Genomic DNA, 26,518 nt, shown 5'->3' with positions numbered 1-26,518 from the left:
GACATTTGGCACATCCACTGAGGTGACCGTGTGCGCAGTCACGTATTTCTGGATCACAACTTCCTGTTCCGGGCTGATCACGACGGTCTGCGCGTGCAGAACGCTCGACGTGCCCATAACGATCATTGCAGCCGTCATTGCAAGGACTCGGGTTTTCATATCATTCCACCTTGGCAAGTGTTGCTTTTTGCCTGCGGTTGCAGGTGGGATTTCAAGCAAATTGCGCGGAAAGTGTTCCAGACAGGGCACAAAGTCCTATGCCCGGAACTGATGCAGATCGAAAAATATTGTTTGGCTGTAGAAATTCTGCCCGAAGGAGGAACACCCATGCAGATGAAACAGCTTTCTTTCCTGACGTTCGCAATACTGGTCGCCGGCGGAGCTCAGGCTCAGGAATCGACTGTAACCGGCGCCGCTGGCGGCGCGATTACCGGGGCAATCGTAGGCGGCCCGGTCGGCGCAGCCGTTGGTGGCGTCGTGGGCGCCGTCGCAGGCACAGCTATCGATCCGCCGCCCCCGCGCGTCGTTACCTATGTTCGGGAGGCTCCGATGCCGGCCGAGACAGTTGTCGTGAAGGAAAAGGTCGTTGTGGGCGAGCCGCTTCCTTCGACTGTGGTCATTCATCAGGTTCCGGACGAACCGAAATATTCTTATGCCATCGTCAACAAGCAGCGAGTAATCGTTGAACCGACCACGCGCAAAGTCGTGCAGGTTATCAACTGATGGCATTGCCTGCCGGGTTTTCTTCCCGGCAGGCCTTTTCCTAGGGGAATAAATTAGTATTTTCAGAAATAAAAATCTTCATGCCTTCAGGCTTCGCTTTCCGTCCTCGAGATCATAATTTACTTTTGTCTGAAGTTCGCTGGGCTGACCCTCGGCGGCAAAGTCACAGGCACGCGTGTCACTATGTCAGGTCGCACAATCACTCGTCTTTCATCGAAGACCTTGGGCTCATTGTCACTCGCCCAACAGTTTTTCCTCGCCGGCGGTCTTGTTACGTTGGGTGCGACGGTTTTGATTGGATTGCTGGTGACAGATCAGATTGTTGAGACTGTAACAAGGAATGCAGGCTCGACAACCGCGCTTTACGTCGACAGCATCATTGCACCTATCCTACCGGATCTTACCCGCGCGACAAAACTCGACGATTCCATCGAACGAACGCTGGATGAAACTCTGGGACAGGGTGCACTGGGCAGACGACTGGTTTCCTTCCGGCTGTGGACGAAAGACGGAACCATTATCTACTCGAACGACAAGCGGCTGATGAACATGGTCGTGCCGCCTGGCGAAAACAGGACAAAAGCGTTCGCCGGCGAGCTCGTCGCAAATTTCGAAGAGGCAGGAGACCCGGAGAGCGACGCGGAGCGAGCGCTCGGGGAACCCCTCCTGGAGATATATAATCCCGTCTTGCAGCCATGGTCCGGAGAGGTGGTTGCCGTCGCAGAGTTTTATGAGCGGGCAACGGATCTTGAGAAAAGCCTGGCGCGAGCGCGCTGGAAGAGCTGGATCGTCGTCATCGCGGTTGCCTCTGCATTTTTCGCCGTTCTTTCCACAATTGTGCTCAAGGGCAGCAGGATGATCCGGCATCAACTGCGTGAGATCGAGGACCTGGCGCGTCGCGTGCAGAAAGGATCGCAGCGCACGGTGGCCTTGAACGAGCGGCTGTTGCGCAAGATCGGTGCCGATCTGCACGATGGGCCTGCACAGCTCATCGCCTACGCAGCACTTCGGGTGGACAGCGAGAAGCTCGTCAGTGACCAGACAAGTCGGAATGAGCGAGAATCCGAGACGACATCAATCAAGGCCAGTCTGGATGAAGCTATCCGGGATATCCGCAACATCTGCCGCGGCCTTGTTTTGCCAGATATAGAAAATCTGCCCATCGAAGACGTTGTTGGTCGGGCAGTTGAACATCATCAGTCCCGTGCTGGTACGCGAATAACGACCTCAATTGAGGATGTGAACGCGCAAGTCGGAGTTCCCGTTAAAATCTGCGCTTATCGGTTCGTCCAGGAGGGTCTGAACAACGGTTGGCGCCACGCAGCATCAACAAATCAATGCGTGTCACTCCGACAGGAAGGAACAGAGATCGTCGCTACTGTTTCAGACGGCGGCAGTGGTTTTTCGTTCGACGAGATTGGACCCGATTGCATCGGGTTGTCAGGCCTTAAAGAAAGAATTGAAAGTCTGGGAGGCCGTTTCGAAGTGCAGACATCGGCACGCGGAACGCACCTCACCATGAGACTGAACACCGTCGATGTGAGCGATCCATGACAGAAAATATAAAGGTCGTCATCGTTGATGATCACCCGATGTTTCGCTCGGGTGTATCGCAGAGCCTGAAAGAGTGTGGTTTCGACGTCCTGGGTGAAGGAGAAAACGCCGACGACGCACTAGCCCTTGCGACCAGATTAGCGCCGGACATCATCCTTCTGGATATCTCAATGCCCGGCAACGGCCTAGCGGCGATCAAATCCATATTGAGCCTGTCTCCGTCCATTCGAATTCTCATTCTCACAGCATCTGAGAGCGTGGATGATCTTCAGACAGCAATCCAGTCGGGCGCGGCGGGATACGCCTTGAAAGGTGTCGGCTCTCGTGAGCTGGTACAGATGCTGCGGACCATCGCAGACGGCGGGCGTTACATTCCACCCGAACTGGGCGCCAAGTTGCTGGCTGAAAGAAAGGCCGCATCGGAACTGATCGAGCAGCGTCAGGATCTGAGCAGAAGAGAGCGGCAAGTCATGGACCTCATCGCCATCGGAATGAGCAACAAGCTTGTCGCCCGCAAACTGGGTCTCCACGAGAAAACGGTGAAGCATCACGTGACAAGGATTTTTGCCAAGTTAAAGGTCAGCAATCGCACGGAGGCGGCACTTCTTTGGAGAGATCGTATCTCTGCTCAGCGTGAGCCCTGAAACCTTGAACGATCCTTGACCGTCGCAAGCCGATCAACGATGACACGGCCCTTATTGTCGCGCATCGAATACCGGCCTTTTCGTAAAGTCTCGGTGATGCCATTGGCGTGGCGCACTTCGAGAGCCTGGCCAGACTGCTGAACGCCAGCCCGGTTCTGACCGGAATTTCCGGCTGCTCCAGGATCTGGTGCTTTCCCGCTTCCGCTCTCGTTTCCGTTCCCTTTGCCACCTCCATTTCCATGTCCGCCATCATTGCTGCCGCCGTTGCCGTTGCCGCCACCGTTTGCGCTTCCGTTTCCGCCGCTGTTACCGCCATTTCCGTTTCCATTGCCGCCGCCGTTGTTTCCTCCGCCATTACCGCCGTTATTCCCGTTACCGTTGCCGCCGCCGTTGTTCCCTCCGCCATTACCGCCTTCATTCCCGTTACCGTTGCCGCCGCCATTGCCTTGAGCGACAGCAACCCGAACACCAGCGGCCTGCAAGAATTGGACAGCGATCAACGCAACCACGGGCCGTCCGACCATGGGAAAGGTGAAGAGGTACTTAAGCATGTTTCTTCTTGTACGCACTCCGTTCTCCATATCTGCCGTCCTGCCGGAATGGACGCGAACCAATTATCTCTGCGCAGGCTGCCAGAGTTTGGCTCGGTTGAGAACTGACCTGGGGTAGTCTTGAACCCGCTTGTTCTGAAATAATCGCCGTCTGAAAGCGACTGACGTGATGGTTGCACAAGAGCCGCGCGTAAAACAAAGTGAAGAAACCCTGCACTTTCCCGCTGGCTCAGCGCGACCAAAAAAGCAACGTCGTCTCAAAAGTAAGCGTCAGCAGCTCCCGTCCGTATCGCTTTTCGGATGAGCATCGAGCTGCTTCTGGTGGCATCTCTTCAACATTTTGTCGATCAGGGCCCTGTCTCCGTTACAGTGATCCAGAATGTCGACTGCCTTCGAAATGCTCAGAGAGTATTTTTGTTGAAGTTGCTCAACGGTGTAAGGCTCAGGTCGTAAGCTCTGGTCCATCTTATCCTCTTTACGTTCTGCAATCAGATGCTGTGCGATCGATTGCGTATCCTAGACGCCGGGCGCGAAATGCGCCCATGATTGGCTTGTGTCGAGTTCTCCGGATCGTTTCCGGCTGGAGTTCCTCGAGCGACAACTTCCAAACAATCAACACTCATTATGCGGAGGGGTTCATCGATTGGGACTTAGTGCCCAAATTTGGGTGGGACTTATTCGACTGGAACGGAAGGAGGCCTTTTTCCTCAAAGCCGATCCTCGCACGGTGCGGGTGACATTCGCACCACCCCCAAGCCCAAAGCTTCCAGATCGGCAGGAAGCCCGCGCGGCGGAGATATCGCTCCGCGGTAAGCGAGCCTGGCACCAGTGAGGCCTTGACCCATGCCGCAGGTCGAATGCCAAGCTCCGTCACTTTCCAGGCGCGCAAGCCGGCGGCAATTAGCAAACGGGGGATACGAAGTATTTGTACAGCTGGTAATTGCGGCGATCGCAACTGCGCCATGATTCGGGCTACTCTCGACAAAAATGGCCAGCACTTCTCGCATGTTGAGGATTGCATCGCGAGTGCCGCAGACCTGGATCTTGTCCTGAGGTCGGCAAAAACCTGCAAGGCTCGGCTCGACCGTTGACAGGTCGAGCTCGCAAGGACAATTGAGGCCTGATTACTCGAAGAGTAAATCGGACGGAGGCAGATTGCTGGTCATCGGCCTCCGCCCGTCTTCCTGTGTCACATTTCGGGAAGAACAGCGATGTCGCGGACTTCGTTGTCCGTGCCGGTGATAGCGCCTACTTCGGTAGCGTTGCCGGTGTCGAGATTGACGGTGTAGAGCATTTTGTTTGCAGCGAGATAGGCAGTGTTCTTTCCGGCTTCCGTGCCCTGAATGTCAAAAGCATAGGTGGCTGGCGTATCTTTGAGACCCAGCTTGCCAATTGCTTTCAAAGTGCCGTCATTCGGCTTGGTCTGCTGGATCAAGGCGCCAATCGTCGCATCGATATTGTACATTGCGGTCTTTTCGGGCTTGCCGATGGAGTTGGTATAGGCGGCTGCGACAATGTTCGGCGTCTCGCCCTTGTGCATGTCACCATCTTCGAAGGCCAGGACACCGTCGACCGTCACTGCACCGGTGTCAGGATGGACACGGTGGTTGGTGGTACCAGTCATGAAACGAAGACGATCAGCCACCGGATTGAAATCGACGACGATCGGAGCCTGTGTCACCGTCAGCGTCTTGTCCATTTTTGCGAGATCCGTGGCAGCACCGCTTTCAAGGTTGATGGTAACGATACGATGGTCCGGGGTAACACCGATCACTGTCTTGTTGGCGGGGCGGTAATCAATACCGACGAGCTTATCGACGCCAGTTACTTCCATGGTCCTTGTAACGGCGGGCTTCGCGGTATCGAACATGACAAGTGTTTTGTCACTCGTCAGCCCGAGAACGGGTGCCGAAAAGGCTGTCGATGCCATGGCAGCAAAGGCGGCGGAGGCGGTCAGTGCGAAAAGGATGGTCTTCATGTCTTTCTCCCGTGCGTTCAACATTCGAGAAGGCGTCAGGCACTCGGCGTTTGACCCTTCATCATCGAAGACACCGCAAGGGAGGCGAATGGATGCAGGTCGTAAAAATAATTCTCAGGATGCATCCATTTGATCGCCGGATGGGTATAGTTCGTGAAAGCTGACGATTTTCACCGCTGGATCATGGAAGGATATTAATGGGTTCCGGGCCGGACGATCTGGATAAGGCGCTTGCTGCCTGCGCTAAGGGTGATCGTTCGGCATTACGCCGAATTTTCGATCAGGAGGCTGGGCGGTTGGTCGCCGTGGCGCAACGCATCGTTGGACGTCGCGAACTTGCCGAAGAGGTCGTGCAGGAAGCCTTTATCCGAATATGGACCCACGCTTATCAATACAGTGCGGACCGTGGCTCCGCGCGCGGATGGATTTATGCCATTGTTCGAAACAGAGCGCTCAATCTCCTGCGGGATGGCAAACTTGAACATTCCGTCGAAGAGGTAGAAGCGCTTCAGGAAGCCGAACAGGCAGACGCGATCATGGGTGCGTGGCACCGTCTGGACACACAATCGCGCCTGCACGAATGCCTGGGATCGCTCGATGAGACAAAGCGGCGCGGTATTCTGATGGCCTATGTTGGAGGCTATTCTCACGGCGAGATCGCCGGAAGGCTGCGCATTCCACTTGGCACAGCGAAATCCTGGATCAGGCGTGGGCTTCTGACGCTTCGGGAGTGCATGGGATGATCTACGGCCGCAAGGATATACCGAACCTCGCTGACGAGTATGTGTTGGGCTTGACCGAAAGCACGGCCGCCGCGGAAATCGAGGACGCCATGGAACGAGATTCCGAACTCAAGGCCGCGATTGCTGCAAGCCGTGAGCGTTTCCTGCCGCTCGACACCGCTATCACACCGGCAACCGTCAACGAGAGCCTGTGGCATCGCATTGAATCTGGGCTGACTTCGCAGCCTGTGACCCGCTACATGTCTGTTTCCACGCGCGCGAATGACAATAACAGCAAAGGCTGGAAGATCGCTGCGCTTTCGTCAATTGCCGCCGCATTGTTGCTTGCCATCGGTCTTGGATACAGCCTCATTCACAAGGCGGAGCCGCTTGTCGTCGCCGTTTTGATCAATGAGGCTGGAGATATTCAGGCGGTTGTCGAGGACTTTGGCGATGAACGGGCGATGATCCGTATACTGGCCGACTTTGCGGTGCCGAACGATAAGACGATAGAGGTATGGACGCTTCCGTCTCGAGAAATTGGGCCTGTTTCGCTCGGATTGCTGAAAGGCGTTCGCTCGGCTCGCCTTGATGGACCCGCATTGCCCACCCCGCGTGACAACCAGCTATACGAGATCACGCTCGAACAAGCGGGAGGATCGCCGACAGGCAGACCGACCGGACCGATCTTGGCCAAAGGGCTGGCGAAATTTCCGCGATGAAATCCACCGTCTGAGCGTTGCTTCAGCGCCTCATCCGACAGGCGATTTTTGTCCCATCTGCTTGCTTTCCAAATTTCCAGGAACATTGGCCCTGGTCTGTGGTTCGTCGTGGCACCAACCTCATGAACTGACAGGACGGATTATGGCGGATGTATTTTGGCTGGTTGTTGTCGCTGGAGGCCCATTGCTGCTGGGTGCCGTGGTCGTTTATGTCCTGCTGCGTCAGCGCAGGTTATCCGCCAAGGAGCAACAAGAACAAGCTCGCAAGGTTCATAAGCTTTACGACGGAAAGTAACCGGAAGCGGAGACTGATATGAACTATAGAACCATATGGCCCGTGGTAGGGGCTGCGGCTGTGGCTCTCGCGATGATCGTGGCCGTCTACTTCGTCAGGACGACTCCGGATACAGCACCGTCAAATTCACCAGACAGGGGGCAGACGGAAGACCAAGCACCTGCGGGGCCTGCTGATAGGAATGCGCTGCCGGGCAGCCAGAACACGACGCCCTGACCACAATAGTCATTGAGGGAGAGTTTAACATGAAGCCATTCCATGCCTGCTGCGCCGCTCTGTGTCTTTCGATGTTAATGCCCGCTTTCTCGAACGCGCAATCACCCGCGGACTTCACTGCCGAGGCGGCTTCCTTCAATCAGTTTGAGGTGGAGGCGAGCAGGCTGGCGCTTAGAAGCGCGCAGGATGACGCGACGAAAATGTTCGCTAATGACATCATGCGCGACCATGAGAAAGCGCTCGTCGATCTCGCCGATGCTGCTAAAAAGGATGGTACCTCGGTCCCGACGGACCTGAGCGCCGAATATGCCGAGAAGATGAGAGCTTTAGAAACCGCTTCACAAAGTGAGTTTGACCAGGCTTACCTCTCGACGCAGGTTTCGGTCCTTGAAGATGCAAAGACGATGTTCGAAGCCTTCATCAAAACCGGAATTGCAGGCTCGCTACGTGCATACGCTGAAAATCAGCGTGGCACCGTACGAACCTATAATGTGCGTGTTCAGGGCCTGACAAATCCGTGAAAGCGACCGGATCCACTCCAGCTCAACATTCGGAATTTGGATCACCATCGACAATTCAGCGGCGAGCTATGTTGACCCAGCTTGTCTGCGCCCGGCCGGCAACCGTACTTACGTTACACCGGCCGATCGATGAAGATATTTGATCTAATCCACCCTATGCCACCGCGACGATTTAATACGTAACTTTTCATCGGGTTAGTATATATAACTCTCTGACGAGGCGCAGGCGCGCGGGGCCGTTATGATGCGTCCCTTAACCCACGCCATCCTCCCAGTAGGGCGGGTCCCCGAACGACGCTTTCAAGTGAGCCGCCAGTGCGCGCAGTTTTGCCGAAGGACGGCGACCCTCGGGGTGCGCAAGAAAGACGAATTCCGCATCCGGCCGAACGCCGACATCGACGATCTTGAGCTTCCCATCGCGAATGTCCGGTCCTGCGATGAAGAGCGGAAGGAGTGCAATACCGAGACCGGCGATTGCCGCATCTCGCAGCATGTCGCCGTTGTTCACTCTGAATCCAATGCGTGCACGAACGATTTCAATGCCTCCAGGCGTAAGGAAACGCCAATCCGCAACACCCCGGTTCGTGTAGAACAAACCCTTATGGGCAGCGAGTTCGGTAGTTGTTGCAGGCATCCCGTTGACCGACAGATAGGCCTCGGAGGCCACCAGGACACGGCGGCTTGGCGCCAAACGCCAGACCATCAGTCTCGAATCGTCAATCGCCCCATGGCGCACGACGCCATCGTAAACGTCTGATGCAATATCGACTCGCCGATCGTCGAGTTCGAGCGACATCTCAATTTCGGGATTGGCAGCCAGAAACGGATACAGAGCCGGTCCCAGGTGCATCCGCCCGAAGGTAACAGGCGCAGCAATGCGGATTGGACCGCCCAGCGTTCCACGCCGCTCGGACAAATCCGCCGCTGCCTCAGAGACCTCTCGCAGGATGCGCTTGGCGCGTTCGAGAAAGGCAGCGCCATCTTCCGTCACCGAAACGCGACGTGTCGTACGGTGGAGTAAAGTAGCGCCGAGGCTGCGTTCCAATTCCGCCAGGCGTTCGCTCACGACCGATTTTGACAGCCTGAGCGTGCGTGCCGCCCCGCTGATCGAGCCCTCTTCGGCGACAGCCACGAAACTCGCAATGCCATCCAGCTTCATTGTTCGGCCTTTCCGAAAGGTACGTCCGCCATTGGCACAGTAGTACGAACAGCATGCTTGCGCCACATTCGCACTTACGAAAACCCACACAACGAGAAGGAATTCGGATTATGGGTAGGCTCAAAAGCAAGCGGGCGCTCATCACCGGTGGCACCAGCGGCATCGGACTTGAGACAGCACGTCAATTCATCAGTGAGGGTGCGCGCGTAGCAGTCACGGGAACCAATCCCGAGACGCTGGATGCTGCACGGCGGGAGCTTGGTCCCAGTGTACTGGTCATCAAGGCAGACGCTGCCGACGTGGATGGCCAGAAGGTCGTCGCTGAAACGATCAGGGAGGCATTCGGGAGCCTGGACATCGTCTTCATCAATGCAGGCGTTGCCCTTCTCAAGCCTTTGGAAGCATGGGACGAAGAAGGTTTTGACAGGGTCTTCGACATCAATGTGAAAGGCCCGTATTTTTTGCTGCAGGCACTACTGCCGATACTGGCCAATCCGGCTTCGATCGTACTGAACACCTCGGTCAATGCCCACATCGGCATGCCTAACTCGAGTGTCTACGCCGCCTCGAAAGCGGCACTACAGTCATTCATCCGCACGTTATCCGGCGAACTGATCACACGCGGTATCCGGCTGAATGCGGTGAGCCCAGGTCCCATTTCTACACCGCTCTATGGCAAGCTGGGTTTCACCGAGACTGACCTGAAGAATGTCGCTGAGAGCATACAAAATCTGGTCCCGGCCGGCCGCTTTGGCGAACCGTCCGAGATTGCAAAGGCGGTAGTGTTCCTGGCATCGGACGAAGCCGCCTACACGGTCGGCAGCGAGATCATGATCGACGGTGGCATGGGCACATTGTGACACTCCCCAAGCAACGGAATCCGGTGACAGCAGCGCGCCGGGCTCCGACGGTTGTCGGATGTCAAGGCGCGCATCGCTGGTGACGTCTGCTTTCGGTCAGCGGCCAAGCTGGTTTCTGTGGCCGGCATGAAGGCGCAAAACGGTTGCAACTGGCGATCGGCATACGACGCAAGAAAATGCCGTTTCGGCGTCCTCGATCTTGAAGAGATGATCCGGTGACGTGCCAAATTGCACTTCGTGGATACAGGTCGCTTCGGCTCGAAAAGCGAAGTCCTGTCCCCTCGGCTTTTGTTATGAGCGCCGCCGTTTCTTTAATTACATTTAAACGATAACTAATTTACCATAACAGCAGACAGAGCAAAATCAGGTTGCCATGACGGCATGCACCTTCTGTAATTCTTCATATCCATGCCGAATCCCCTGCAGCAGAGTTCTTTTTTCATTCGACCAGTTCCCGGTCGCAATGCTCCCTGCTTCGTGTTCGCGATTTCAAAACAGAACCGCGAGGAAATATGTCGTTTCTTAAAAATGCGAGCATTCGCACGAAAATTCTATCCCTGATCATCCCTCTGTGCGTGGTGGGCCTGTGTGCCACGGCGTTTATCGCAACCCGATACAAAGCAGCAGATACGAGCTACTCCGATTTCATTTCCAATGATGCTGGCGCCAGTGTCGAGATGTCGCGCGTAAACCGAAATGTCGTCGCAACTGCTTACGCCGCCTATCAAATCCTGACCTACCGCCAAAACGATCCGGCCATGAAAACAGCTATCGACTTTTACAGCGATAGCAAAGGCAAGCTTCTTGAGCGTCTCCAGCACACGAAAGAACTTCTCCCACGTGAGAGCGCTGCGATAGACAAAATCATTGAGAGAACGAAAGAAGTCATCGTCTTGACTGACCAGGCCGTTCAACTGGGTAAAGCTGATCAGGACGAACCGGCAAGGGCGACCCTGGCAAAAGCGGACTCTTTGATTCTTCCCCTGACGACCGACAACGCAGCGTTTCTGGACCAGGTCTTGAAATCCGTGGCTGCGAGAAGTGACGAACTGACCGACCAAACAAACTCCACCATCTTTACCTCGCTGATGGTTGTCGGCATCACATTCACACTCGGCATCATCGCGTCACTCGTTGTTGCCGCCAAGGGGATCACGACGCCTATCGCCTCTTTGCGCGAGCGCATGATCACTCTGGCGCAGGGGGAGACCACTGCACTCGTCGATGGTCAGGATCGCAAGGACGAAGTAGGTCAGATGGCAAAGGCGGTCTCCATTTTTCGCGACAATGCTCTTGAGAAAATCCGTCTGGAAAAAGAAGCTGATGCCAATCGCAGCCTTTCCGAACAGGAACGATTGGAACGCGAGGCCCAAAAGGCGAAGGACGCTGCCGACACCCAATTTGCCGTTGACCAACTGGCCAAGGGGCTCGACCGTCTCGCCGATGGTGATATCGCGTATCGCATCGAGACACCGTTTGTTGCCCATCTCGATACTCTGCGGAACAACTTCAATGGCTCGGTCGCGAATCTGAATGACGCGTTGCGCGCCGTCGGCGAGAACGCTCGCGGCATCGATGCAGGTGCCAACGAAATTCGCTCTGCCGCCGACGACCTGTCCAAGCGCACTGAGCAGCAGGCTGCCTCAGTCGAAGAAACAGCCGCCGCTCTGGAGGAAATCACCACGACCGTGAAGGACAGCAGCAACCGCGCCGAAGAAGTCGGCCATCTGGTCGCGAGGGCCCGTGATGGTGCGGAAAAGTCCGGAGCAGTCGTACGTCAGGCCGTTACCGCCATGAACGAAATCGAACGTTCATCCGGTGAAATTACCAACATCATCAGCGTGATTGATGAAATTGCCTTCCAGACCAATCTTCTGGCTTTGAATGCAGGCGTTGAGGCCGCCCGCGCCGGCGAGGCCGGCAAGGGCTTTGCGGTCGTCGCACAGGAAGTCCGCGAACTTGCCCAGCGGTCTGCAAAGGCTGCGAAAGAGATCAAGGCATTGATCACGACATCCGGCGAACACGTTCGCTCCGGCGTGACACTGGTGGGTGAAACCGGCAGGGCACTCGAAGTGATCGTCACGGAAGTGCAAGAGATTAACCGTCATATCGCCGCGATTGTCGAATCCTCGCGCGAACAGTCGGTTGGCCTTCAGGAAATCAACACGGCCGTCAACACCATGGATCAGGGCACACAGCAGAATGCCGCCATGGTCGAACAGTCGACAGCCGCAAGCCACAGCCTCGCCAAGGAGGCGGCATCCCTCAACCAGCTGCTATCGCGTTTCAATCTAGCCGATGGCACAAGCACAAGTCGTTCGTCTGTAGCCCCTGCGGCCGTTCGCTCGGCATCGCCAGCTTCACGACCTGCAGCATCACCGGCTAGAGCCCTTGGCCGCAAGATTGCGAACGCGTTCGGGGCTGGTTCGGCTGCCGCGGTTGCGCAAGACAGCTGGGAGGAGTTCTAAAAATCTACGGCCGCGGCGCGACAGACCAACCGCCCGGCCGTTGATCATCATCACGAGTGCCTTGGATCGGAAACTTCGCTTGCAGATTAAAAGCGGGTTTTCGGTCGAAGGAGCGATGCAAGTCGTGGGAGTTCCCTCGGCTTCCACTTTCAAGACTTGGATTTTGCCTCTGCTGCGACGAAATCATTAAGCTGTATCACGTTACCGCTGATCGCAGAGCCAGACGAACCTCTATAGACAGAGTATCCGTTTCGACTACGTTTTTTGGTCTCGTATAATGCACGGTCCGCCTGGTCGAGAAGTGCCTCAGGATCGATTTTATCCAGGGTCGTGCAGCAGGCAATGCCAATGCTTGTCTTTATCACCAAGGGACAGTCATTCCATATCATCTGTGTTGCCGTGAGCGCCTTGATCATTGCCCTCGCCCTGGCGGCGGCATCGACGGGTGACACGCCGGGTAGAAGCAGACAAAACTCGTCCCCGCCAAGCCGAGCAAAAACATCGTTGGCAGATAATTTCTCGGAAACAACGGCAGCGGCATGCCGGAGCGCAGCATCCCCGGCAGCATGCCCATACTTGTCATTGATCGCCTTAAAGCGGTCGAGATCGAAAAGCAGGACGCTAAAAACACGTTTGGTATGGGACGGACCACACATATCTGCAAGCTTGTTCATCAGCATTCGACGATTGGCGAGACCCGTCAGTTCGTCTTCATTGGCGAGGCGTTCGACTTCACCTCGAAGCCGATCGACAGCCGACAACAGGAACCCGAAATTCCAGACTACTGCGGCAAAAAGGAATGCCAAGAGATCAACAGCGGCTGCCGCTTTGAGGTCCAGTTCTGGCATTAGGCGGGTGACGATCAAGATGTTGCCGCAAGCAATTACCGCATGCGAGGAAACGGCCACGATCATTGCACCGCTGCTGACAATTGCGCCGAGATCGCCGCCATGGTGTCGCAAGAGAAAGGCTGCGGTGATTGCTAGCGGCAACAACTGCGCCAACGTGTAAACAGGATTGCGCGCGTACCAGGGATAAAAAGTTGCCAGCATCAGCACTACGCTGATCACGAAAAGACAAGCGACAGAAAGCAACTTTAATCGAGCGCCGTGGAAACAGCGGGCGCCCACGCAGTTCAGATAAAATCCCAGAACTATGAAACTGTTACCGAGTACAGTCTGGATGAGCAGACCATCATTTCCCTGGAGGGCCAGAATAGCTCCTCCGAGCACGCTGGCAACGCTGCCTGAGAACCAATAACGTGCCGCCTTCAGCTCGCCGTAGCGATAGACCACCAGACCCCAAATAAGGCATTGAGAAAGACCGAGCAGCAAGACAACGAGAAAGAGCGTATAAAAGTCGGGCATTTGATGTCCCATTCTCAGAAGTCGTGACCAGTACGGCGAAACCCGTGAACGGCGGGTAAAAAACTTGGCGGGCCTTTAATCCATCGCCAAAATCATCTGTTTTGACCACAGCAATTAGATGGAATCTGGTGCACGCAGAGGCCGGGTTAACGTCACTAACAGCATTGAACAAAAAACGAACCGGTCTTCCAAAAAGCCGCCCCATCACCGCGCTTTAATTCGACCCGAACTTTCAATTACTGCAGTTAGACCATGTTCGTTACATTGGCCGTTAAGGAGATACAGAGGACCTGATAGAGGCGTCTTGCCTCTAGGCCCCCCATCGCGGCCTGCGCTGCCTGCGCCCTCTATCCCTTCCGGCAGCGAAACATCATGATACAGTGCGCCTCCGACGCTCCCGTGGAGGCGCATTGAAAATCGGCGTGCGGCAGGATTGAAGGTGCAGATTTATGACTACGATCGTCGTTTCTTATTTTGATGGCGCTGAAGTTGAACTGGACGAAGAGCCTGATCCTGACGCTCCGGGGTCCGCTGTTGCTCTGGCCTCGTTTCTTGCGCTGACGGAGGCGGACAGGCTCTTGGACACGCGGCACGTTTTTGCCTTCTACAAGGACTATTACGAAGAGGCCGGGAAACCAGAATGGCTGGACGCGGAAATGGGCGTCCCACAATCACCCGCCGATATATGGGATCATGTCACTCCCGGACCTGTTACCGTCAAGAAAGGGCGAAAGGACGATGAAAACTGGTACGTCGTGATGCAGGCTGAGTGCGGCTGGGATGTCGAACGTGGCCTCATGATGGTTTGGCAAAACGGTGCGACGCTTACGAAAGTCGGCGGATATAATGGTCACCTGACCAATGTGAATGCCTACGCAGATCCCGCTTTGGAGGCTGTCGTCTACAAGGCGCGAAACCCGGAATACACAACTAGGATTGCCGAGTGAGTACCCGAGACTTGCTTACGGGCGTGTGAACCTATCAGGAAAAACGCTCACCACACGTTGTTTGAGAAAGCCATGAAAGGCGAGACGACCTGGGCTATACATCGGAAGTCCCCACCTCCTCGCCGCCATGGCGCACACTCGCAGCAGAAACAAGATGCTAAACGGACGTGTCGAAACCGTGAAGAACAATCGGTCGCACAATGCCGCCCCTCTCCAGTCGTTGTGATCTCGTCCGTAATCACGTCAGCATTCCAAAGATTTTGCTCTTCGATCTCGGTGAAGATGCCAAAATAATCTGCGCAATCTGGAAGCAGACGAACTGTTCGGCGTCCGAAATCCTGGCCAGACCCACTTCAACGCCGACACATGAAGACCGGAGATGCCTGCATGACGGAGGCGTCCGCAATACGGAGGCCGCCGATCCCGTAGACTTTCAGCTTGTTATCGACAACAGACATGCTGTCACGACCCATCTTTGCAGTACAGGACTGATGCCAGTATGTGACGGCCGAGCGGCGAATAAAATTGATCATGCCCGATCGGTCGCGCGCGCCCGGAGCAGTTTCGCCTTTCACCGGAGGCGCGAAACTTTCACTATTCCCGAGCACGCGGCACAATTCCACGGCGGCCAAAGCGGCAGCCACGCCTTCCGGCTCACTGAGTGAATTCGGTTCGATCAGGATCGGATCAGTTGCGTCGGAGCCGGAGAGTCGCCCGGCCCCGACTCTTCGGCTGGGCAAGTCCGTTGAACATCGTCCAGCCATGTTCCGGTGTTTCCAGACCTGTTCCGATGACGCCGTGCCTGGCATTACTTCTTCGCGGAGACGGCCTTGGCGGCCTGATCAATGGTATCGGCCACGACCTGCGGCTGGGTCATGAACAGTGCGTGACTTGCCGAGACCTTTGTGATTTTTGCCTTGATGCGCTCTGCCATATGGATCAGCATTGCCTGATCGAACGCCTTGTCTTCGGTTGCGATGACAGCCCAGCTGGGCTTCATACGCCAGGCAGCATGTTCAAGCTTCGTGCTGAACGCCGACATATTGATCGGGACCTGGGCATCTTTCATGAACGCAACATCGGCGTCGCTGACGTCATGGGCAAACCCAGCCTTGAACTTATCCAGGCTGACATAGCCAAATCCATCCTTCGTGGTTTCGATGACGAACTCCGATGCAGGAGCAAAACCCTCGTATTGCTGAGCCGTCGTTTCGCCGACATCCGGAGAAAGCGCGGAGACGTAAACGAGGCCGGCAACCTTCTGATCGATACCGGCTTCTGTGATGACAGTGCCGCCCCAGGAATGTCCGACAAGAATGACCGGACCATCCTGACGCTCAAGCGCGCGGGCAGTCGCGGCAACGTCATCAGCGAGAGACGTCAGTGGATTCTGGACGATGGTCACGCGGTAACCACGCTTGGTCAGATTATCGTAAACCCCCTTCCAGCCGGAGCCGTCCGCGAAGGCTCCATGAACGAGGACAACGTTTCTGACGGACTGCTCCCTGGGGATGGTATCGGCTGCGTTTGCCGGCAATGCGGCAGTTAATGTGGCTGCGGCTGCAATTGCTGCGACGGTGGGCGCGGTCTTGCGTGTCATGACTTTCTCCTCTTTTATTCGCGATAACATTTATTGCGATACATTAAAGCTGGCAGATTTCGAACTGTGCGTCAACATAATTATTATCGCGATATTGTTTTTCGCGATTTCGTTCGTTACATTTGACGCAACTGGAGTTCACAATGACCAAACGCCATAACGATCCGCCGCCCCTGCACGACCAGCTATGCTATGCGATCTACACCGCGGCCATTGCGATCCAGCGTGCATACAAGCCTCTTCTCGATGAACTGGGCCTGACCTATCCGCAATATCTCGTACTCAACGTGTTATGGAGCCAGGACGGACAGACGGTTGGCGCCATCGCCCAGGCCCTTGCTCTGGAATCAAGCACGCTGACACCGCTGCTGAAGCGACTCGAAACCGCCGGCTTGCTGCGCAGGACGCGCAACCTTAGCAACGAGCGGCAGGTAGTCATCGCCTTGACCGACGACGGCCGTGCCTTGCAGCACAAGGCCGGCTGCCTCAGCAACACTCTGCTCGCGGCCTCTACACAGACGCCAAAGGAACTCGCTGCTCTTAACCGCGATGTCCGGTATCTCCGTGACGCGATCTATTCCCAGATCGGCGGATGGGACGCACCCGCCTGACCTTCGATAGTGGTAAATCGCCTCAATGCTCAGGCGGTCGGTACGGTCCCACCGTCAATCACATGCTCTGTACCCGTAATTGACGACGCTCGATCCGACGCAAGGAACGCGATCAGGTCGGCGACTTCTCCAGGCCTGGCCGGCCGGCCAAGCGGTATACCACCAAGCGAGTCCATGATCGTCTGCACAGCTTCGTCGTAGCTGATGCCGGCTTCCTCCGCGATACGAAGCGCAAGACCGTTGGAGCCCGGATCTGCAATCCAGCCGGGAGAAACACGAACCACCCGTACACCCTTGGGAGAAACCTCCTTGGAGATGCTCTTGCTGTAGGTATTGAGCGCGCCCTTTGCGGAGGCGTATCCGGTCGTCGCCTGGTGCAGCGGAAGGACGCGCTGGATCGACGTCACGTGAATGACGACGCCGCTTCCTTGCGCGATCATTCCGGGGATAAGGGCGCGGTCCAGCCTCACCGCAGGGAAGAAATTAAGGTTAAATTCCTTTTCCCATTCCTCTTCGGTCAACGCCGCAAAGCCGCCAGAAGGTGCTGAGGATCCGCCCAACACGTTGACGAGGATATCGAGTCCGCCGAGCTCCCGGTGGACTGCGTCAACAACTGTCTGAACGCCATCCATCGTGGTCAGGTCGGCCTCGACGAGGGCCGCGCCGGAAAAGTCCTCCGGCTTTCTGCGTGCGGTTGTCAGCACGCGGGCGCCGAGCTCCTTGAACTGAGCCACAGTCGCAGCGCCAGCGCCCGACGTCCCGCCGGTGATGAGAGTTCGACGGCCCTCCAGTGTCAGAAACGGCGTCATAGGGTGATCTCCAGCTCAGCAATCCTGTCGCCCGAAAGGACGAAGATAAAGCGAAGGTCGATCGGACTTCCGGGGAAGTTGCCGGCTGCGTGGGCCATCACCTGGGTCTTTCCATTCTCGACGGCGATCAGGAAAGGCCTGACCGTGTAGCTGTACTGCTGGGCCTCATCGGTCATCCACGCCCGAATGGCCTTCTGCCCGATGTGAATCTTCCGCTTGTCCTTGACGACCCCGTTTTCGGTGAAGGTGGCAGCGATGGCGTCCGGACAGCCTGACCTGTCGGCTTCGAAATAGGCTTCGATAGCGCTGGGTAGTTCGATCATCGTAGTATCTCCCGTCGTTTTGGTATCTTGGGCTGTGGCTCCGCCTTCGCGATATCCACTGGCTGGAAGATAGATCAAGCTTATTGACGGGATAAGCGGGATAAATAAGGATGAGGTATTGCGAAAAGAGGGATAAATGACCCGTTCCGTCCTTGCTGACCTTGATGCCGTCCTCAGCATCGCCCGCCTTGGAACCTTCCGCGCAGCGGCTCTCGACCTTGGAATGTCAACAACGGCCTTGAGCAACTCCATCGCGAAGCTGGAGCAGCGCCTCGGTATCCGGCTGTTCAACAGGACGACGCGAAGCGTGTCCCTGACTGATGCGGGGAAGACGTTTGTAGAAAGGGTCGGACCAGCGGTGACCGACATCCGCGACGCAATGCTCGCGGCCCAGTCGCTTCAGGAGACCCCGAGCGGAACATTGCGCATCAACGCCTTCGCCACGGCAGCACGAGAAGTAATGGCGCCGCTCGTCCTGTCATTTCTGGAGAAGTATCCGCAAGTGCATATCGACCTTGTCACGGAGGGACGGATTGTCGATATTGTCGCGGCGGGTTTTGATCTGGGTCTGAGACCGGCCGATCTCGTTCCTGCCGACATGATCGCCGTGCCTTTGGGCTTGAAGCGCAGCAATGCGGTCGTCGCATCACCGGAATTCCTGCGCAGACATGGCAAGCCAATTGTACCAACTGACCTCTACAGGTTTCGCTGCATTCGCGCGCGCCTTCCGAACAACGCGCTTTTCCGTTGGAAATTCGAGAAAGACGGAAATGCACTCCAGATCGACGTGCAAGGCGCGATCACTCTGGACGAGCCAAGCCTCGTTACGATAGCAGCCCAAAATGGGGTGGGGCTTGGTTATCTCATGGAAGCGGATGTTCGAGAGGATATTGAGGCTGGGCGACTGGTGCGCGTTCTTGAGGACTGGACGCCCTCGTTGGCCCCGCTGGCGTTGTATTACCCTGGTAGGAAGAACCCCCCTGCAGCGTTCACCGCATTCATTCAGGCTGCTCGCGAATTTGCAAGAGAATGACCGGCGTGCAGATGTTCGATGCCAGTGAACGCTGGGCGTTCTTAAACTCTTGAAGCTATTTGAACCGGTTAACTGCTGGGACACAGCTAAAGTTCAAAAGTCCCTTGTCGAGAGGTTTACTTCGCCTCAATAAAATGGGCGGATACCTTCCGCGAAATCATCGAGGCAGAGATATCCCGAAGGCTGCGCGCGTTTGTCCGCGACTGCCGCCATGATCAAGCGGCCACGGTGTTCGTGGGGGCGCCGCGCTCGAACGCATCGACATTATCAATCAGTTGGTCGACCAGCGACTGCACAGCCTCCCGGCTCGCCCACGCCACATGCGGCGTCAGGATGAAGTTCGGCAGATCGAGCAGCCGCATCAGCGGATGATCGCGTGCAGGCGGCTCGGTGGTGACGACGTCGAAGCCGGCGCCGCTGATCTGGCCGCTTCTCAAGGCGTGTTCCAGCGCGGCCTCATCGACGAGTCCGCCGCGTGCGGTGTTGATCAAAAGGGGCCGCCTGGCCATCCGTGCGAACTCCGCGGTCGAGATCATGTTGCAGGTCGAAGGCATCAAGGGAGAGTGCAAGGTGATGATGTCGCTGAGCGCGAGGACCTTTTCGAACGGCGTATAGAGCGGCCCCATTCCGCTGGTGCCCTTGTAGTCCGAAAAAAGAACCTTCATCCCGAAGGCACGACCAAGATCGGCCACCGAGCGCCCGAGGGCACCGTCACCGATGATGCCGAGCGTCGAACCGGCGAGATCGTTAATCGGGAAGTCGAGATAGCAGAACTGGTTTGCTTCCTGCCAGCGTCCGGCCTGCACCGAATTGCGATAGGCGAGCAGGCTGCGGCGAAGCGCAAGGATCAGAGCGAAAGTGTGCTCGGGAACGGTGTTGACGGCGTAGTTGCGGATGTTTGAGACGATGACTCCACGCTGCGCGCATGCTGTGACGTCAACGACGTCGGTGCCCGTCGCCGCTACGGCGACCAGTTTAAGTTTGGGAGCGGACGCGACCGCTGAACCGCGCACAGGGGCCTTGTTGGTAATGACGATGTCGGCATCCTTGATGCGCTCCGGCACCTCGTCGGGAGCCGTCTGGTCAAACTGAACGAGCTCATGAGCAAAGGAGAACGCTCGAAAGTGAATATCGTCGGGTAAGGTCTTCCGATCGAGAAGGACGATCCGAAGAGGCTTGCTGGAAGCATGAGGCATTGGGGGGACACCAGGTTCAGAGGGAGAACAGCGGCCGCTTTCAAGCGGCCGCTCAATTTAAGATCAGCCTCAGGCTTCTTCTTCCTGAAACGCTTCTTCGCGTGTTTTGCGGAATGGCGGCAGGATCATCAGCAGAAGCACGCCGGCTGTCGCGATCAGCAGGACCAGACTGATCGGCCGCTCCACGAAGACACTGGGGTTTCCGTGCGAAATTGTCAGGGCGCGACGGATGTTGGTTTCCAACAACGGTCCCAGGACGAACCCCAGAAGTAGCGGACCCGGCTCGCACTTGGCCTTGCGGAAGGCATATCCCAGCAGGCCGAACCCGGCAGCCAGTACCACGTCGAATATGCGGTTGTTGATGCTGTAGACACCGACGCAGCAAAAGAGAAGGATTGCCGGATACAGCAGACGATACGGGACCGTCAGGAGCTTCACCCAGACGCCGATCAGTGGCAGGTTGATCACGACGAGCATCAGGTTGCCGATCCACATGCTGGCAACGAGTCCCCAGAAGATTTCCGGCTGGGTTGCCAGTACCGTCGGTCCCGGGGTGATGCCGTGTATGATGAACGCACTCAGCATCATCGCCATCATGTTGTTCGATGGGATGCCCAGGGTCAGAAGCGGGATAAACGAGGACTGTGCGCCGGCATTGTTGGCAGCCTCCGGTCCGGCGACACCCTCAACGGCACCCTCGCCGAACTCCTGGGGACGCTTGGATACTTTTTTCTCGACCGAATAGGCGCAGAAGGAGGCAAGAGTGGCTCCGCCGCCCGGAAGTACGCCGAGAAACGTCCCGACACCCGTGCCGCGAAGGACAGCCGGCCAGGCCCGTTTGAAGTCCTCTCTGGTCGGCCACAGGCGGCTGAGCTTGCTGACAAGCACACCACGAGCTTCGACGTTCTCAAGATTTTCGATGATCTCTGCGAAACCGAACAGACCTATGGCGATGACCACGAAGTCGATCCCGTCGAAGAGTTCGACTGCAGTGAATGTAAGGCGTTCCTCCCCGGAACTGGCGTCGATCCCGACCATGCCGAGCAGCAGACCGAGAAGGATCATGCCGATCGCCTTCAGGACTGGTCCGCGGGCGAGGATAGTGGCCGCCAGAAGGCCGAACAGCATCAGCGACACGTATTCTGCCGGGCCAAAGGAAAGGGCGAAAGACGATAGCGTCGGACCAGCGATAGCAATTCCGAACGTCGCGACCGTTCCGGCGAAGAAGGAACCGAGCGCCGCGACGGCAAGCGCTGACCCGGCCCTTCCTTTCTGAGCCATCTTGTAACCGTCGACAGCGGTCACGACCGACGACGCCTCTCCGGGAAGATTGACGAGGATAGCCGTCGTCGATCCACCGTACTGCGCGCCGTAATAGATGCCGGCGAGCATGATGAGGCCCGCCAGAGGCGGAAGGTAGAACGTAATCGGCAGCAAAACCGCGATCGTCGCCGTCGGCCCGATACCTGGTAGCACCCCGATCAGCGTTCCCAGCAGAGCGCCAAGCAGACAGAAGCCCAGGTTCGTCGGCGTCAGGGCCTCGCTGAAGCCCAGCATGAGAAGGTCAACGAAGTTCATGTATACCTCCCTCAGAACGGCCAGATAGGCATTTGCACGCCAAGGCCGACAATGAAGACCAAAACGCCAAACGCTGTTAGCCCAGCGGTCAGCAGGATGACTTCACGAAGCCGTGAATCGCGGTCAGCGATGCTGCCGACCAGAAGCAACCATAGGGACGCCGCAACGAAACCAAAGAACTCCGCGATGAAGGCGAAGCCAACAACTGCTGCAAGGATGACCACAAGCGGCCAGAGCTTCGGTTTATCGATGTCGACCCGTGCCCGGACCGCGCCCAACCCGCCGATCGTGGCGCCAATGATGATAAGAAGCCAGCACACTATTCGAGGCAGGTAACCTGGGCCCATGGCGGATGCCGTGCCCATGGTCAGGTCGCGCCCGGCCCATAAGCCAAGCGCGCCGAATCCCATAAATAACGCTGCGGTGAAGAGGTCCGGCCGGTCACCGGTGCCTCCAGCCTTGCGGGGAGCGGCCATTACTTCTGTTCCTTGGCCAGTTTCCAGATCGCGCCCAGGCGCTCAGCGCGCACGGGAAGCTCCTTGTCCCAATCTTGGGACGAGCGATAGGAAATGGCCAGCGACATCTGCTTCGCCTTTGTCTTGAACTCTGGATCGTCGAGAGCTTTCTTCACCGCGGCGGAGAACTTCGTCCGAATTTCCTCCGGCACGTCACAGCTCATTGCGATTCCGCGCTCAGAACTCATCAAGACTTCAAAACCCTGTTCTTTTGCGGTTGGGAGATCGGGAGCGATGGAGGCGCGCTCTTCGGCAAACTGGCCGAGATTCTTGAACGCGGAGTGATCGCTGCCCACGAACTCTCCGACGTTGATGCCGATCGTGTCGACGTGCCCACCGAGAAGCGCGGTGCGAGCCTCGTTCGCCCCATTGAAGGTGACCGCAGTCAGATCGATACCTGCAGACTTCTCCAACTGAAGCATGGCAAGATGCTCGTCGGTTCCGAGGCCAGTTGTGCCGACGGTAACAGCCCCAGCGTTCTCCTTCGCATAGGCGACGAGGTCTTTGAGCGTATTGAACTTGGAATTGGTTTGGACAATGAACGAACCGGGATCTTCGACAATGCGCGCGACGAGGCAGAGCTTTTTCGGGTCGAACCGCACCTTGCGATCCATTTGCATCGTCAGATAGCCAGGCGTGTTTAGCGAGGAAACTGTGTAGCCATCGGGGCGAGCCTGGGTCATCGCAGTATAGGCGATTTCACCGGACGCACCTGGGCGGTTTAGGACGGTTATCTTCGCGTCCAGCTCCTTTTCCACATAAGGAGCAAGCGTACGGTTCATCACATCAGTGCCGCCGCCCGGAGCAAACGCCACGATAAATTCGATCGGACGATCCGTTGGCCAGTCAGCGTGGGCTACGCCTGTGGCGAGAAGCAGCGTCGTTGCCAGTGCGGTATTTCTAATCAAATGCTTCATCTTATCCTCCCAGGATAGTTTGTATTTGGACGGTACCGTCCAAGGTCTCGGTGACTGGCCGACGTTTCCCCTCCGGAACATCGGCCAGCTTCGTTCAGTTAGTCGACGGTAGCTCACATCCCGCCTTGACGAGGGCGTCGTTGAACCAAGTCGGCTTGTGCGTGCCAGCTTTGATATTCTCGATCTGCTTTTGCTCGGCGGCGTGCTTGGCAACCGTCCGCTCGTAAACCTCCGCCACATCGTCGATCGGAACAACGACGACCCCGTCCGCGTCGCCTACGATCAGGTCACCCGGCATCACAACCATTCCTCCAATGGCAATGGGCGTATTGATTTCGCCTGGGCCGTTCTTATAGGGGCCACGGTGGGTCACGCCGACCGCGTAGGAGGGGACGTTCATTTCGAGAAACGCATCCGCATCGCGGATCGCACCGTTGAGAACGAAGCCCACAACACCGCGGCGATGAGCGTAGTCGAGCATCATCTCCCCCATCAGGGCGTGGGTCACGTCGCCGCCGGCATCCATGACGATGACGTCGCCGTCCACGGCCATGTCCATCGCCTTGTGGAGCATAAGGTTGTCGCCCGGAGGCGCTTTGACGGTCAGTGCGCGGCCGACAAGTTTGCCGTGGCGGTGCATCGGGCGAAGCTGAGCGCCGCCCGCGTACATGCGGTGCATGCTATCGCTGATGTTGGCGACGGGAAGCTCCCTGAACTTGTCGATCCATTCCTGTTCGACGATCCTGTCCCTGTTGCGAACCCTAAATCCTATAGTCAACGTATTCTCCTCGATGCTCTTGATTGTCTTTTTCAGGCAGGTGTCTTTGCCAGCGCGCGATGGTTCACGATCCTCTCGCGGCCAAGCTCACGACCTTCCACGATCGCAAGAATGCCCTCAACGGCATCGACGCCGACGCGAACGTTCGCCTCCTGGGTTACGCCGCCGATATGCGGCGTGACGACGATCCGCTGATTCTGCCAGAACGGGTGGTTGTCTCCAGGAGGCTCTGTCTGGAACGTGTCAAGCCCGGCCCCGGCAATCTGTCCGCTTTCGACAGCGCGAAGAAGGGCATCCTCATCGATCAGGCCGCCCCGGGCTGTATTGATAACGAACGATCCCGGCTTCATCAGGCCGAGCCGGCGGTCATCAAGCAAATTCCGCGTGTCGGGCGTCAAAGGGCAGTGCAGGCTCACGATATCCGACGAGGAGAGGAGGCGGTCGACATCAGTCACCTGGCGGACACCTGCCTCGACAAACGCCGCCTCATCTGTAAAGGGGTCGAAGGCTTGGACCTTCAAGCCAAAACCCTTAGCGAACAAGGCAGTTTGCCGAGCAATCGCGCCGAACCCGACAAGGCCGATAGTCATGCCAGCCAGTTCCTTGCCAGCAAAGCCCGCCTTCTCCCAGCGCCCAGCGCGCAGGCTGCTGTCGAGCGGCACAATCCGCTTTACCACGGCAAAAAGTAGTGCAATCGCATGTTCAGCGACCGAAAGCGCATTTGCGCCAGCGGCGACGACAACGGGGATTTCGCGGCGAGACGCGGCATCCACGTCGATGTTGTCAACCCCAACCCCGTGCTTGGAAAGGACACGTAGCGAAGGCGCGGCTTCAATCGCTGCGGAGCCGAACCGCCCCATACGCACCACCACGCCGACAGGATCAAGTTCCGTCACAATCCGGACCAGGTCGTCTTCGCTCGTGTAAGGGGGAACGTAAGACACCTGATAGCCGTTCTCGGCGATCAGCTTGACTGCTTGTTCGTTGATGGCTGGTCCAGTGACCAGGATGTTTCGGCTTCCCATGCGTACCTCAAACTGGAATGCGCGAGGACGCGAGCGCTGAGCGCGCAGCGTAGCCATCCTCCCATACGCCAAAGCTCCTCCTGGCGTCTCCTGAGCGGAAGTTAACATAAGCCTCTCTTGATTAAAGCGAATAATTCTGGCCAAGATGAACAGAGAATCTTAATTAGTCGGAGGATGGTTTGGATACGCGGCAACTGAAGACCTTCATCGCGATCGCTGAGCACGGAACTTTTGCAAAGGCTGCTGAGGCCGTCGGTTTGACCCCATCCGCAGTCAGTCAGCAAATGCAGGCACTGGAATTAGAGGTCAGCGGAGAACTCTTCGATCGCTCGAGCCGGCCGATCACGCTTAACGGCCATGGGCTGCAGATGCTCGAAGCAGCACGTACTCTGGTGCGTGATGCAGACAACATCATTGACACTATCTCCGGCAGAGCCATCAGCGGGACCTTCACAATCGGCTCCGTTCGCTCAAGTGCGCTTTCGCTCCTGCCTCTCTCAATCGTCGCCCTCAAGGCAGATTATCCTGATCTCAGGATCAAGCTACAGGTCGCCAATACAGATGAATTGATGAGCGGCGTCCTGTCCGGCCGCCTGGACTGCGCGATGGTCGCCGAGTACTCTGGAATCCCTTCAGCGCTAAGGTGGCACCCCTTTATCAACGAACCTCTGCTCGTGATCGCTCCCAAGGGCACTCCCCGAATGTCCGGCATCGACATGCTGTCGACCATGCCTTATGTCAGGTTCAACAGTCGGTTCAGATTGGCCCAGATCATCGAGACCGAGCTTGCAAAAACCGGCGTCGTCCCGAACCTGATAGCCGAGATCGACACGATCGCGTCGGTGGTCTCTTGCGTAATTCATGGTCTCGGCGTGTCCGTGGTGCCCTGGATCGCGCTGAGAGATATCGCTGTGCCGATTGTCTCTGCGCCATTTGGTGAGCCGCAGATATTTCGGCCTATCGGGCTCGTGCAAAGGCGGGCCGGGACGCGCGTCGCGATTATAGATCGGCTGCACCAGCACTTGAGCAGGCTTAGCGATCCGTACGGCATAGCCCGTTGACTGACGCTGGCATACTGATGCCCATCGGTTGACCTCAATCCTCCCCGATCGACGATCAAGCTTGTGGACGAGGGATGAACGCCTCGCCGCTGCGGCTCAGAAGATCGGCGTGGCGCTTCATGCTTTCGCGAATATTCCTCAATAGACATCCGGCGAGGAGCTCTCGAACGCCGATAGCTCAACACTTGTCGAGATTCGAACCCAAGCGCCCCGGCGGACTAATTCAGATCCAATTGATTTCCTGTTTGGATCTCCACTTTCTTGTTAGGCGTTCTTTTCCCGCAATAGGACTCGGGACTTCTGTATTTCATCAACCGGTAGAGGCGGCGACATAGGGCGGACCAT

Annotated in this window: 28 protein-coding genes and 1 pseudogene; 15 read left to right on the top strand and 14 right to left on the bottom strand. The window is 56.9% G+C overall.

The window, feature by feature from the left end; translation table 11 throughout:
* The first annotated feature begins 327 nt into the window (after nt 1-327).
* The 4 genes from K7A42_RS00885 (at nt 328) to K7A42_RS26020 (ending at nt 3,580) form a co-directional block, all read left to right on the top strand.
* A complete protein-coding gene (locus tag K7A42_RS00885) occupies nt 328-723 on the top strand; it encodes a DUF1236 domain-containing protein (protein WP_004446075.1) in 396 nt (131 codons plus the stop codon).
* A 183-nt stretch (nt 724-906) separates the two neighbouring features.
* Nucleotides 907-2,277: a sensor histidine kinase gene (locus K7A42_RS00880; protein ID WP_051634459.1), complete on the top strand. Its 1,371-nt coding sequence runs from the start codon at nt 907-909 to the stop codon at nt 2,275-2,277.
* Nucleotides 2,274-2,921 carry a response regulator gene (locus K7A42_RS00875; RefSeq protein WP_004446078.1) on the top strand — a complete coding sequence of 216 codons (648 nt, stop codon included), beginning with the start codon at nt 2,274-2,276 and terminating at the stop codon, nt 2,919-2,921. Before K7A42_RS00880 ends, K7A42_RS00875 begins: the two co-directional genes overlap by 4 nt.
* 107 nt (nt 2,922-3,028) lie before the next feature.
* Nucleotides 3,029-3,580: a hypothetical protein gene (locus K7A42_RS26020; protein WP_162719278.1), complete on the top strand. Its 552-nt coding sequence runs from the start codon at nt 3,029-3,031 to the stop codon at nt 3,578-3,580.
* A 599-nt stretch (nt 3,581-4,179) separates the two neighbouring features.
* Here K7A42_RS26020 and K7A42_RS00865 read toward each other — a convergent pair.
* Together K7A42_RS00865 and K7A42_RS00860 are read right to left on the bottom strand one after the other, a co-directional pair.
* Nucleotides 4,180-4,566, bottom strand: a complete 387-nt coding sequence (locus K7A42_RS00865) for an aconitase family protein (protein ID WP_369250030.1) — start codon at nt 4,564-4,566, stop codon at nt 4,180-4,182.
* A gap of 95 nt (nt 4,567-4,661) precedes the next feature.
* Complete coding sequence (locus K7A42_RS00860) at nt 4,662-5,450, bottom strand: DUF4394 domain-containing protein (protein WP_006697881.1); 789 nt, start codon at nt 5,448-5,450, stop codon at nt 4,662-4,664.
* 197 nt (nt 5,451-5,647) lie between these two features.
* Here K7A42_RS00860 and K7A42_RS00855 point away from each other — a divergent pair, with 197 nt between their 5' ends.
* The 5 genes from K7A42_RS00855 to K7A42_RS00835 all read left to right on the top strand — a co-directional run bounded on the left by K7A42_RS00855 (nt 5,648) and on the right by K7A42_RS00835 (nt 7,926).
* The gene (locus tag K7A42_RS00855; RefSeq protein ID WP_006697882.1) at nt 5,648-6,193 is read left to right on the top strand and encodes a sigma-70 family RNA polymerase sigma factor; all 546 of its coding nucleotides are present in this window, start codon (nt 5,648-5,650) and stop codon (nt 6,191-6,193) included.
* Nucleotides 6,190-6,894: an anti-sigma factor domain-containing protein gene (locus K7A42_RS00850; protein WP_006697883.1), complete on the top strand. Its 705-nt coding sequence runs from the start codon at nt 6,190-6,192 to the stop codon at nt 6,892-6,894. The genes K7A42_RS00855 and K7A42_RS00850 overlap by 4 nt, the downstream gene beginning before the upstream one ends.
* A 142-nt stretch (nt 6,895-7,036) precedes the next feature.
* The gene (locus K7A42_RS00845) at nt 7,037-7,189 is read left to right on the top strand and encodes a hypothetical protein (RefSeq protein WP_004446089.1); all 153 of its coding nucleotides are present in this window, start codon (nt 7,037-7,039) and stop codon (nt 7,187-7,189) included.
* Nucleotides 7,190-7,207: 18 nt separating this feature from the next.
* On the top strand, nt 7,208-7,405 hold the full coding sequence (locus tag K7A42_RS00840; protein ID WP_128636256.1) for a hypothetical protein: 198 nt from the start codon (nt 7,208-7,210) through the stop codon (nt 7,403-7,405).
* A 29-nt stretch (nt 7,406-7,434) separates the two neighbouring features.
* Nucleotides 7,435-7,926 carry a DUF4142 domain-containing protein gene (locus tag K7A42_RS00835; RefSeq protein ID WP_006697884.1) on the top strand — a complete coding sequence of 164 codons (492 nt, stop codon included), beginning with the start codon at nt 7,435-7,437 and terminating at the stop codon, nt 7,924-7,926.
* Between the two features lie 253 nt (nt 7,927-8,179).
* Here the strand turns inward: K7A42_RS00835 and K7A42_RS00830 are convergent, their stop codons facing one another.
* The gene (locus tag K7A42_RS00830; RefSeq protein ID WP_006697885.1) at nt 8,180-9,085 is read right to left on the bottom strand and encodes a LysR family transcriptional regulator; all 906 of its coding nucleotides are present in this window, start codon (nt 9,083-9,085) and stop codon (nt 8,180-8,182) included.
* A gap of 110 nt (nt 9,086-9,195) precedes the next feature.
* On the opposite strand from K7A42_RS00830, the gene K7A42_RS00825 reads away from it, so the two are divergent.
* A complete protein-coding gene (locus tag K7A42_RS00825; protein WP_006697886.1) occupies nt 9,196-9,945 on the top strand; it encodes an SDR family oxidoreductase in 750 nt (249 codons plus the stop codon).
* A 512-nt stretch (nt 9,946-10,457) separates the two neighbouring features.
* Entirely contained in the window at nt 10,458-12,413 is a 1,956-nt protein-coding gene (locus K7A42_RS00820) for a methyl-accepting chemotaxis protein (protein WP_112556399.1), read from the top strand.
* A gap of 149 nt (nt 12,414-12,562) precedes the next feature.
* Here K7A42_RS00820 and K7A42_RS00815 read toward each other — a convergent pair whose 3' ends face one another.
* Nucleotides 12,563-13,780, bottom strand: a complete 1,218-nt coding sequence (locus tag K7A42_RS00815; protein WP_282454658.1) for a GGDEF domain-containing protein — start codon at nt 13,778-13,780, stop codon at nt 12,563-12,565.
* Between the two features lie 449 nt (nt 13,781-14,229).
* Here K7A42_RS00815 and K7A42_RS00810 point away from each other — a divergent pair, with 449 nt between their 5' ends.
* Nucleotides 14,230-14,727 carry a DUF6985 domain-containing protein gene (locus K7A42_RS00810; protein WP_006697889.1) on the top strand — a complete coding sequence of 166 codons (498 nt, stop codon included), beginning with the start codon at nt 14,230-14,232 and terminating at the stop codon, nt 14,725-14,727.
* A 353-nt stretch (nt 14,728-15,080) separates the two neighbouring features.
* On the opposite strand, the pseudogene K7A42_RS00805 reads toward K7A42_RS00810, so the two are convergent.
* A pseudogene (locus K7A42_RS00805) lies at nt 15,081-15,519 on the bottom strand (GMC oxidoreductase); the annotation flags it as partial.
* 16 nt (nt 15,520-15,535) lie between these two features.
* Nucleotides 15,536-16,327 carry an alpha/beta fold hydrolase gene (locus K7A42_RS00800; protein ID WP_006697891.1) on the bottom strand — a complete coding sequence of 264 codons (792 nt, stop codon included), beginning with the start codon at nt 16,325-16,327 and terminating at the stop codon, nt 15,536-15,538.
* Between the two features lie 143 nt (nt 16,328-16,470).
* Here K7A42_RS00800 and K7A42_RS00795 point away from each other — a divergent pair, with 143 nt between their 5' ends.
* A complete protein-coding gene (locus tag K7A42_RS00795; RefSeq protein WP_006697892.1) occupies nt 16,471-16,938 on the top strand; it encodes a MarR family winged helix-turn-helix transcriptional regulator in 468 nt (155 codons plus the stop codon).
* Between the two features lie 29 nt (nt 16,939-16,967).
* Here the strand turns inward: K7A42_RS00795 and K7A42_RS00790 are convergent, their stop codons facing one another.
* Nucleotides 16,968-17,747: an SDR family oxidoreductase gene (locus K7A42_RS00790; RefSeq protein ID WP_006697893.1), complete on the bottom strand. Its 780-nt coding sequence runs from the start codon at nt 17,745-17,747 to the stop codon at nt 16,968-16,970.
* Nucleotides 17,744-18,070 carry a nuclear transport factor 2 family protein gene (locus tag K7A42_RS00785; RefSeq protein ID WP_006697894.1) on the bottom strand — a complete coding sequence of 109 codons (327 nt, stop codon included), beginning with the start codon at nt 18,068-18,070 and terminating at the stop codon, nt 17,744-17,746. Before K7A42_RS00785 ends, K7A42_RS00790 begins: the two co-directional genes overlap by 4 nt.
* 136 nt (nt 18,071-18,206) lie before the next feature.
* Between K7A42_RS00785 and K7A42_RS00780 the strand changes: the two genes are divergently transcribed.
* Nucleotides 18,207-19,103: a LysR family transcriptional regulator gene (locus K7A42_RS00780; protein ID WP_006697895.1), complete on the top strand. Its 897-nt coding sequence runs from the start codon at nt 18,207-18,209 to the stop codon at nt 19,101-19,103.
* Between the two features lie 215 nt (nt 19,104-19,318).
* Here the strand turns inward: K7A42_RS00780 and K7A42_RS00775 are convergent, their stop codons facing one another.
* From K7A42_RS00775 to K7A42_RS00750, 6 genes are all read right to left on the bottom strand, one after another.
* Entirely contained in the window at nt 19,319-20,299 is a 981-nt protein-coding gene (locus tag K7A42_RS00775) for a D-2-hydroxyacid dehydrogenase (protein WP_112556403.1), read from the bottom strand.
* A gap of 69 nt (nt 20,300-20,368) precedes the next feature.
* Nucleotides 20,369-21,877 carry a tripartite tricarboxylate transporter permease gene (locus K7A42_RS00770; RefSeq protein ID WP_112556405.1) on the bottom strand — a complete coding sequence of 503 codons (1,509 nt, stop codon included), beginning with the start codon at nt 21,875-21,877 and terminating at the stop codon, nt 20,369-20,371.
* 11 nt (nt 21,878-21,888) lie between these two features.
* A complete protein-coding gene (locus K7A42_RS00765; RefSeq protein WP_112556407.1) occupies nt 21,889-22,353 on the bottom strand; it encodes a tripartite tricarboxylate transporter TctB family protein in 465 nt (154 codons plus the stop codon).
* A complete protein-coding gene (locus K7A42_RS00760) occupies nt 22,353-23,309 on the bottom strand; it encodes a tripartite tricarboxylate transporter substrate binding protein (RefSeq protein WP_112556409.1) in 957 nt (318 codons plus the stop codon). Before K7A42_RS00760 ends, K7A42_RS00765 begins: the two co-directional genes overlap by 1 nt.
* 94 nt (nt 23,310-23,403) lie before the next feature.
* Complete coding sequence (locus K7A42_RS00755; RefSeq protein WP_162696253.1) at nt 23,404-24,087, bottom strand: RraA family protein; 684 nt, start codon at nt 24,085-24,087, stop codon at nt 23,404-23,406.
* 32 nt (nt 24,088-24,119) lie between these two features.
* The gene (locus K7A42_RS00750; RefSeq protein WP_174151358.1) at nt 24,120-25,169 is read right to left on the bottom strand and encodes a hydroxyacid dehydrogenase; all 1,050 of its coding nucleotides are present in this window, start codon (nt 25,167-25,169) and stop codon (nt 24,120-24,122) included.
* 122 nt (nt 25,170-25,291) lie between these two features.
* On the opposite strand from K7A42_RS00750, the gene K7A42_RS00745 reads away from it, so the two are divergent.
* Nucleotides 25,292-26,173 (top strand): LysR family transcriptional regulator, encoded by an 882-nt coding sequence (locus K7A42_RS00745; RefSeq protein WP_112556413.1) that lies wholly within the window; start codon nt 25,292-25,294, stop codon nt 26,171-26,173.
* The last annotated feature ends 345 nt before the right edge of the window (nt 26,174-26,518 follow it).

The sequence above is a fragment of the Agrobacterium sp. InxBP2 genome (assembly GCF_026191755.1).
In the GTDB taxonomy this organism is placed as follows: domain Bacteria; phylum Pseudomonadota; class Alphaproteobacteria; order Rhizobiales; family Rhizobiaceae; genus Agrobacterium; species Agrobacterium pusense.
Note: the sequence above shows the minus strand (reverse complement) of the source record. Positions and strands in the feature narration are given on the sequence as shown.

Excerpts from the sequence above, each read along its gene's own strand:
- K7A42_RS00885 (WP_004446075.1), top strand. The coding sequence starts at position 328 with ATGCAGATGAAACAGCTTTCTTTCCTGACGTTCGCAATACTGGTCGCC.
- K7A42_RS00880 (WP_051634459.1), top strand. The coding sequence starts at position 907 with ATGTCAGGTCGCACAATCACTCGTCTTTCATCGAAGACCTTGGGCTCA.
- K7A42_RS00875 (WP_004446078.1), top strand. The coding sequence starts at position 2,274 with ATGACAGAAAATATAAAGGTCGTCATCGTTGATGATCACCCGATGTTT.
- K7A42_RS00860 (WP_006697881.1), bottom strand. The coding sequence starts at position 5,450 with ATGAAGACCATCCTTTTCGCACTGACCGCCTCCGCCGCCTTTGCTGCC.
- K7A42_RS00855 (WP_006697882.1), top strand. The coding sequence starts at position 5,648 with ATGGGTTCCGGGCCGGACGATCTGGATAAGGCGCTTGCTGCCTGCGCT.
- K7A42_RS00850 (WP_006697883.1), top strand. The coding sequence starts at position 6,190 with ATGATCTACGGCCGCAAGGATATACCGAACCTCGCTGACGAGTATGTG.
- K7A42_RS00845 (WP_004446089.1), top strand. The coding sequence starts at position 7,037 with ATGGCGGATGTATTTTGGCTGGTTGTTGTCGCTGGAGGCCCATTGCTG.
- K7A42_RS00840 (WP_128636256.1), top strand. The coding sequence starts at position 7,208 with ATGAACTATAGAACCATATGGCCCGTGGTAGGGGCTGCGGCTGTGGCT.
- K7A42_RS00835 (WP_006697884.1), top strand. The coding sequence starts at position 7,435 with ATGAAGCCATTCCATGCCTGCTGCGCCGCTCTGTGTCTTTCGATGTTA.
- K7A42_RS00830 (WP_006697885.1), bottom strand. The coding sequence starts at position 9,085 with ATGAAGCTGGATGGCATTGCGAGTTTCGTGGCTGTCGCCGAAGAGGGC.
- K7A42_RS00825 (WP_006697886.1), top strand. The coding sequence starts at position 9,196 with ATGGGTAGGCTCAAAAGCAAGCGGGCGCTCATCACCGGTGGCACCAGC.
- K7A42_RS00820 (WP_112556399.1), top strand. The coding sequence starts at position 10,458 with ATGTCGTTTCTTAAAAATGCGAGCATTCGCACGAAAATTCTATCCCTG.
- K7A42_RS00815 (WP_282454658.1), bottom strand. The coding sequence starts at position 13,780 with ATGCCCGACTTTTATACGCTCTTTCTCGTTGTCTTGCTGCTCGGTCTT.
- K7A42_RS00810 (WP_006697889.1), top strand. The coding sequence starts at position 14,230 with ATGACTACGATCGTCGTTTCTTATTTTGATGGCGCTGAAGTTGAACTG.
- K7A42_RS00800 (WP_006697891.1), bottom strand. The coding sequence starts at position 16,327 with ATGACACGCAAGACCGCGCCCACCGTCGCAGCAATTGCAGCCGCAGCC.
- K7A42_RS00795 (WP_006697892.1), top strand. The coding sequence starts at position 16,471 with ATGACCAAACGCCATAACGATCCGCCGCCCCTGCACGACCAGCTATGC.
- K7A42_RS00790 (WP_006697893.1), bottom strand. The coding sequence starts at position 17,747 with ATGACGCCGTTTCTGACACTGGAGGGCCGTCGAACTCTCATCACCGGC.
- K7A42_RS00785 (WP_006697894.1), bottom strand. The coding sequence starts at position 18,070 with ATGATCGAACTACCCAGCGCTATCGAAGCCTATTTCGAAGCCGACAGG.
- K7A42_RS00780 (WP_006697895.1), top strand. The coding sequence starts at position 18,207 with ATGACCCGTTCCGTCCTTGCTGACCTTGATGCCGTCCTCAGCATCGCC.
- K7A42_RS00775 (WP_112556403.1), bottom strand. The coding sequence starts at position 20,299 with ATGCCTCATGCTTCCAGCAAGCCTCTTCGGATCGTCCTTCTCGATCGG.
- K7A42_RS00770 (WP_112556405.1), bottom strand. The coding sequence starts at position 21,877 with ATGAACTTCGTTGACCTTCTCATGCTGGGCTTCAGCGAGGCCCTGACG.
- K7A42_RS00765 (WP_112556407.1), bottom strand. The coding sequence starts at position 22,353 with ATGGCCGCTCCCCGCAAGGCTGGAGGCACCGGTGACCGGCCGGACCTC.
- K7A42_RS00760 (WP_112556409.1), bottom strand. The coding sequence starts at position 23,309 with ATGAAGCATTTGATTAGAAATACCGCACTGGCAACGACGCTGCTTCTC.
- K7A42_RS00750 (WP_174151358.1), bottom strand. The coding sequence starts at position 25,169 with ATGGCTACGCTGCGCGCTCAGCGCTCGCGTCCTCGCGCATTCCAGTTT.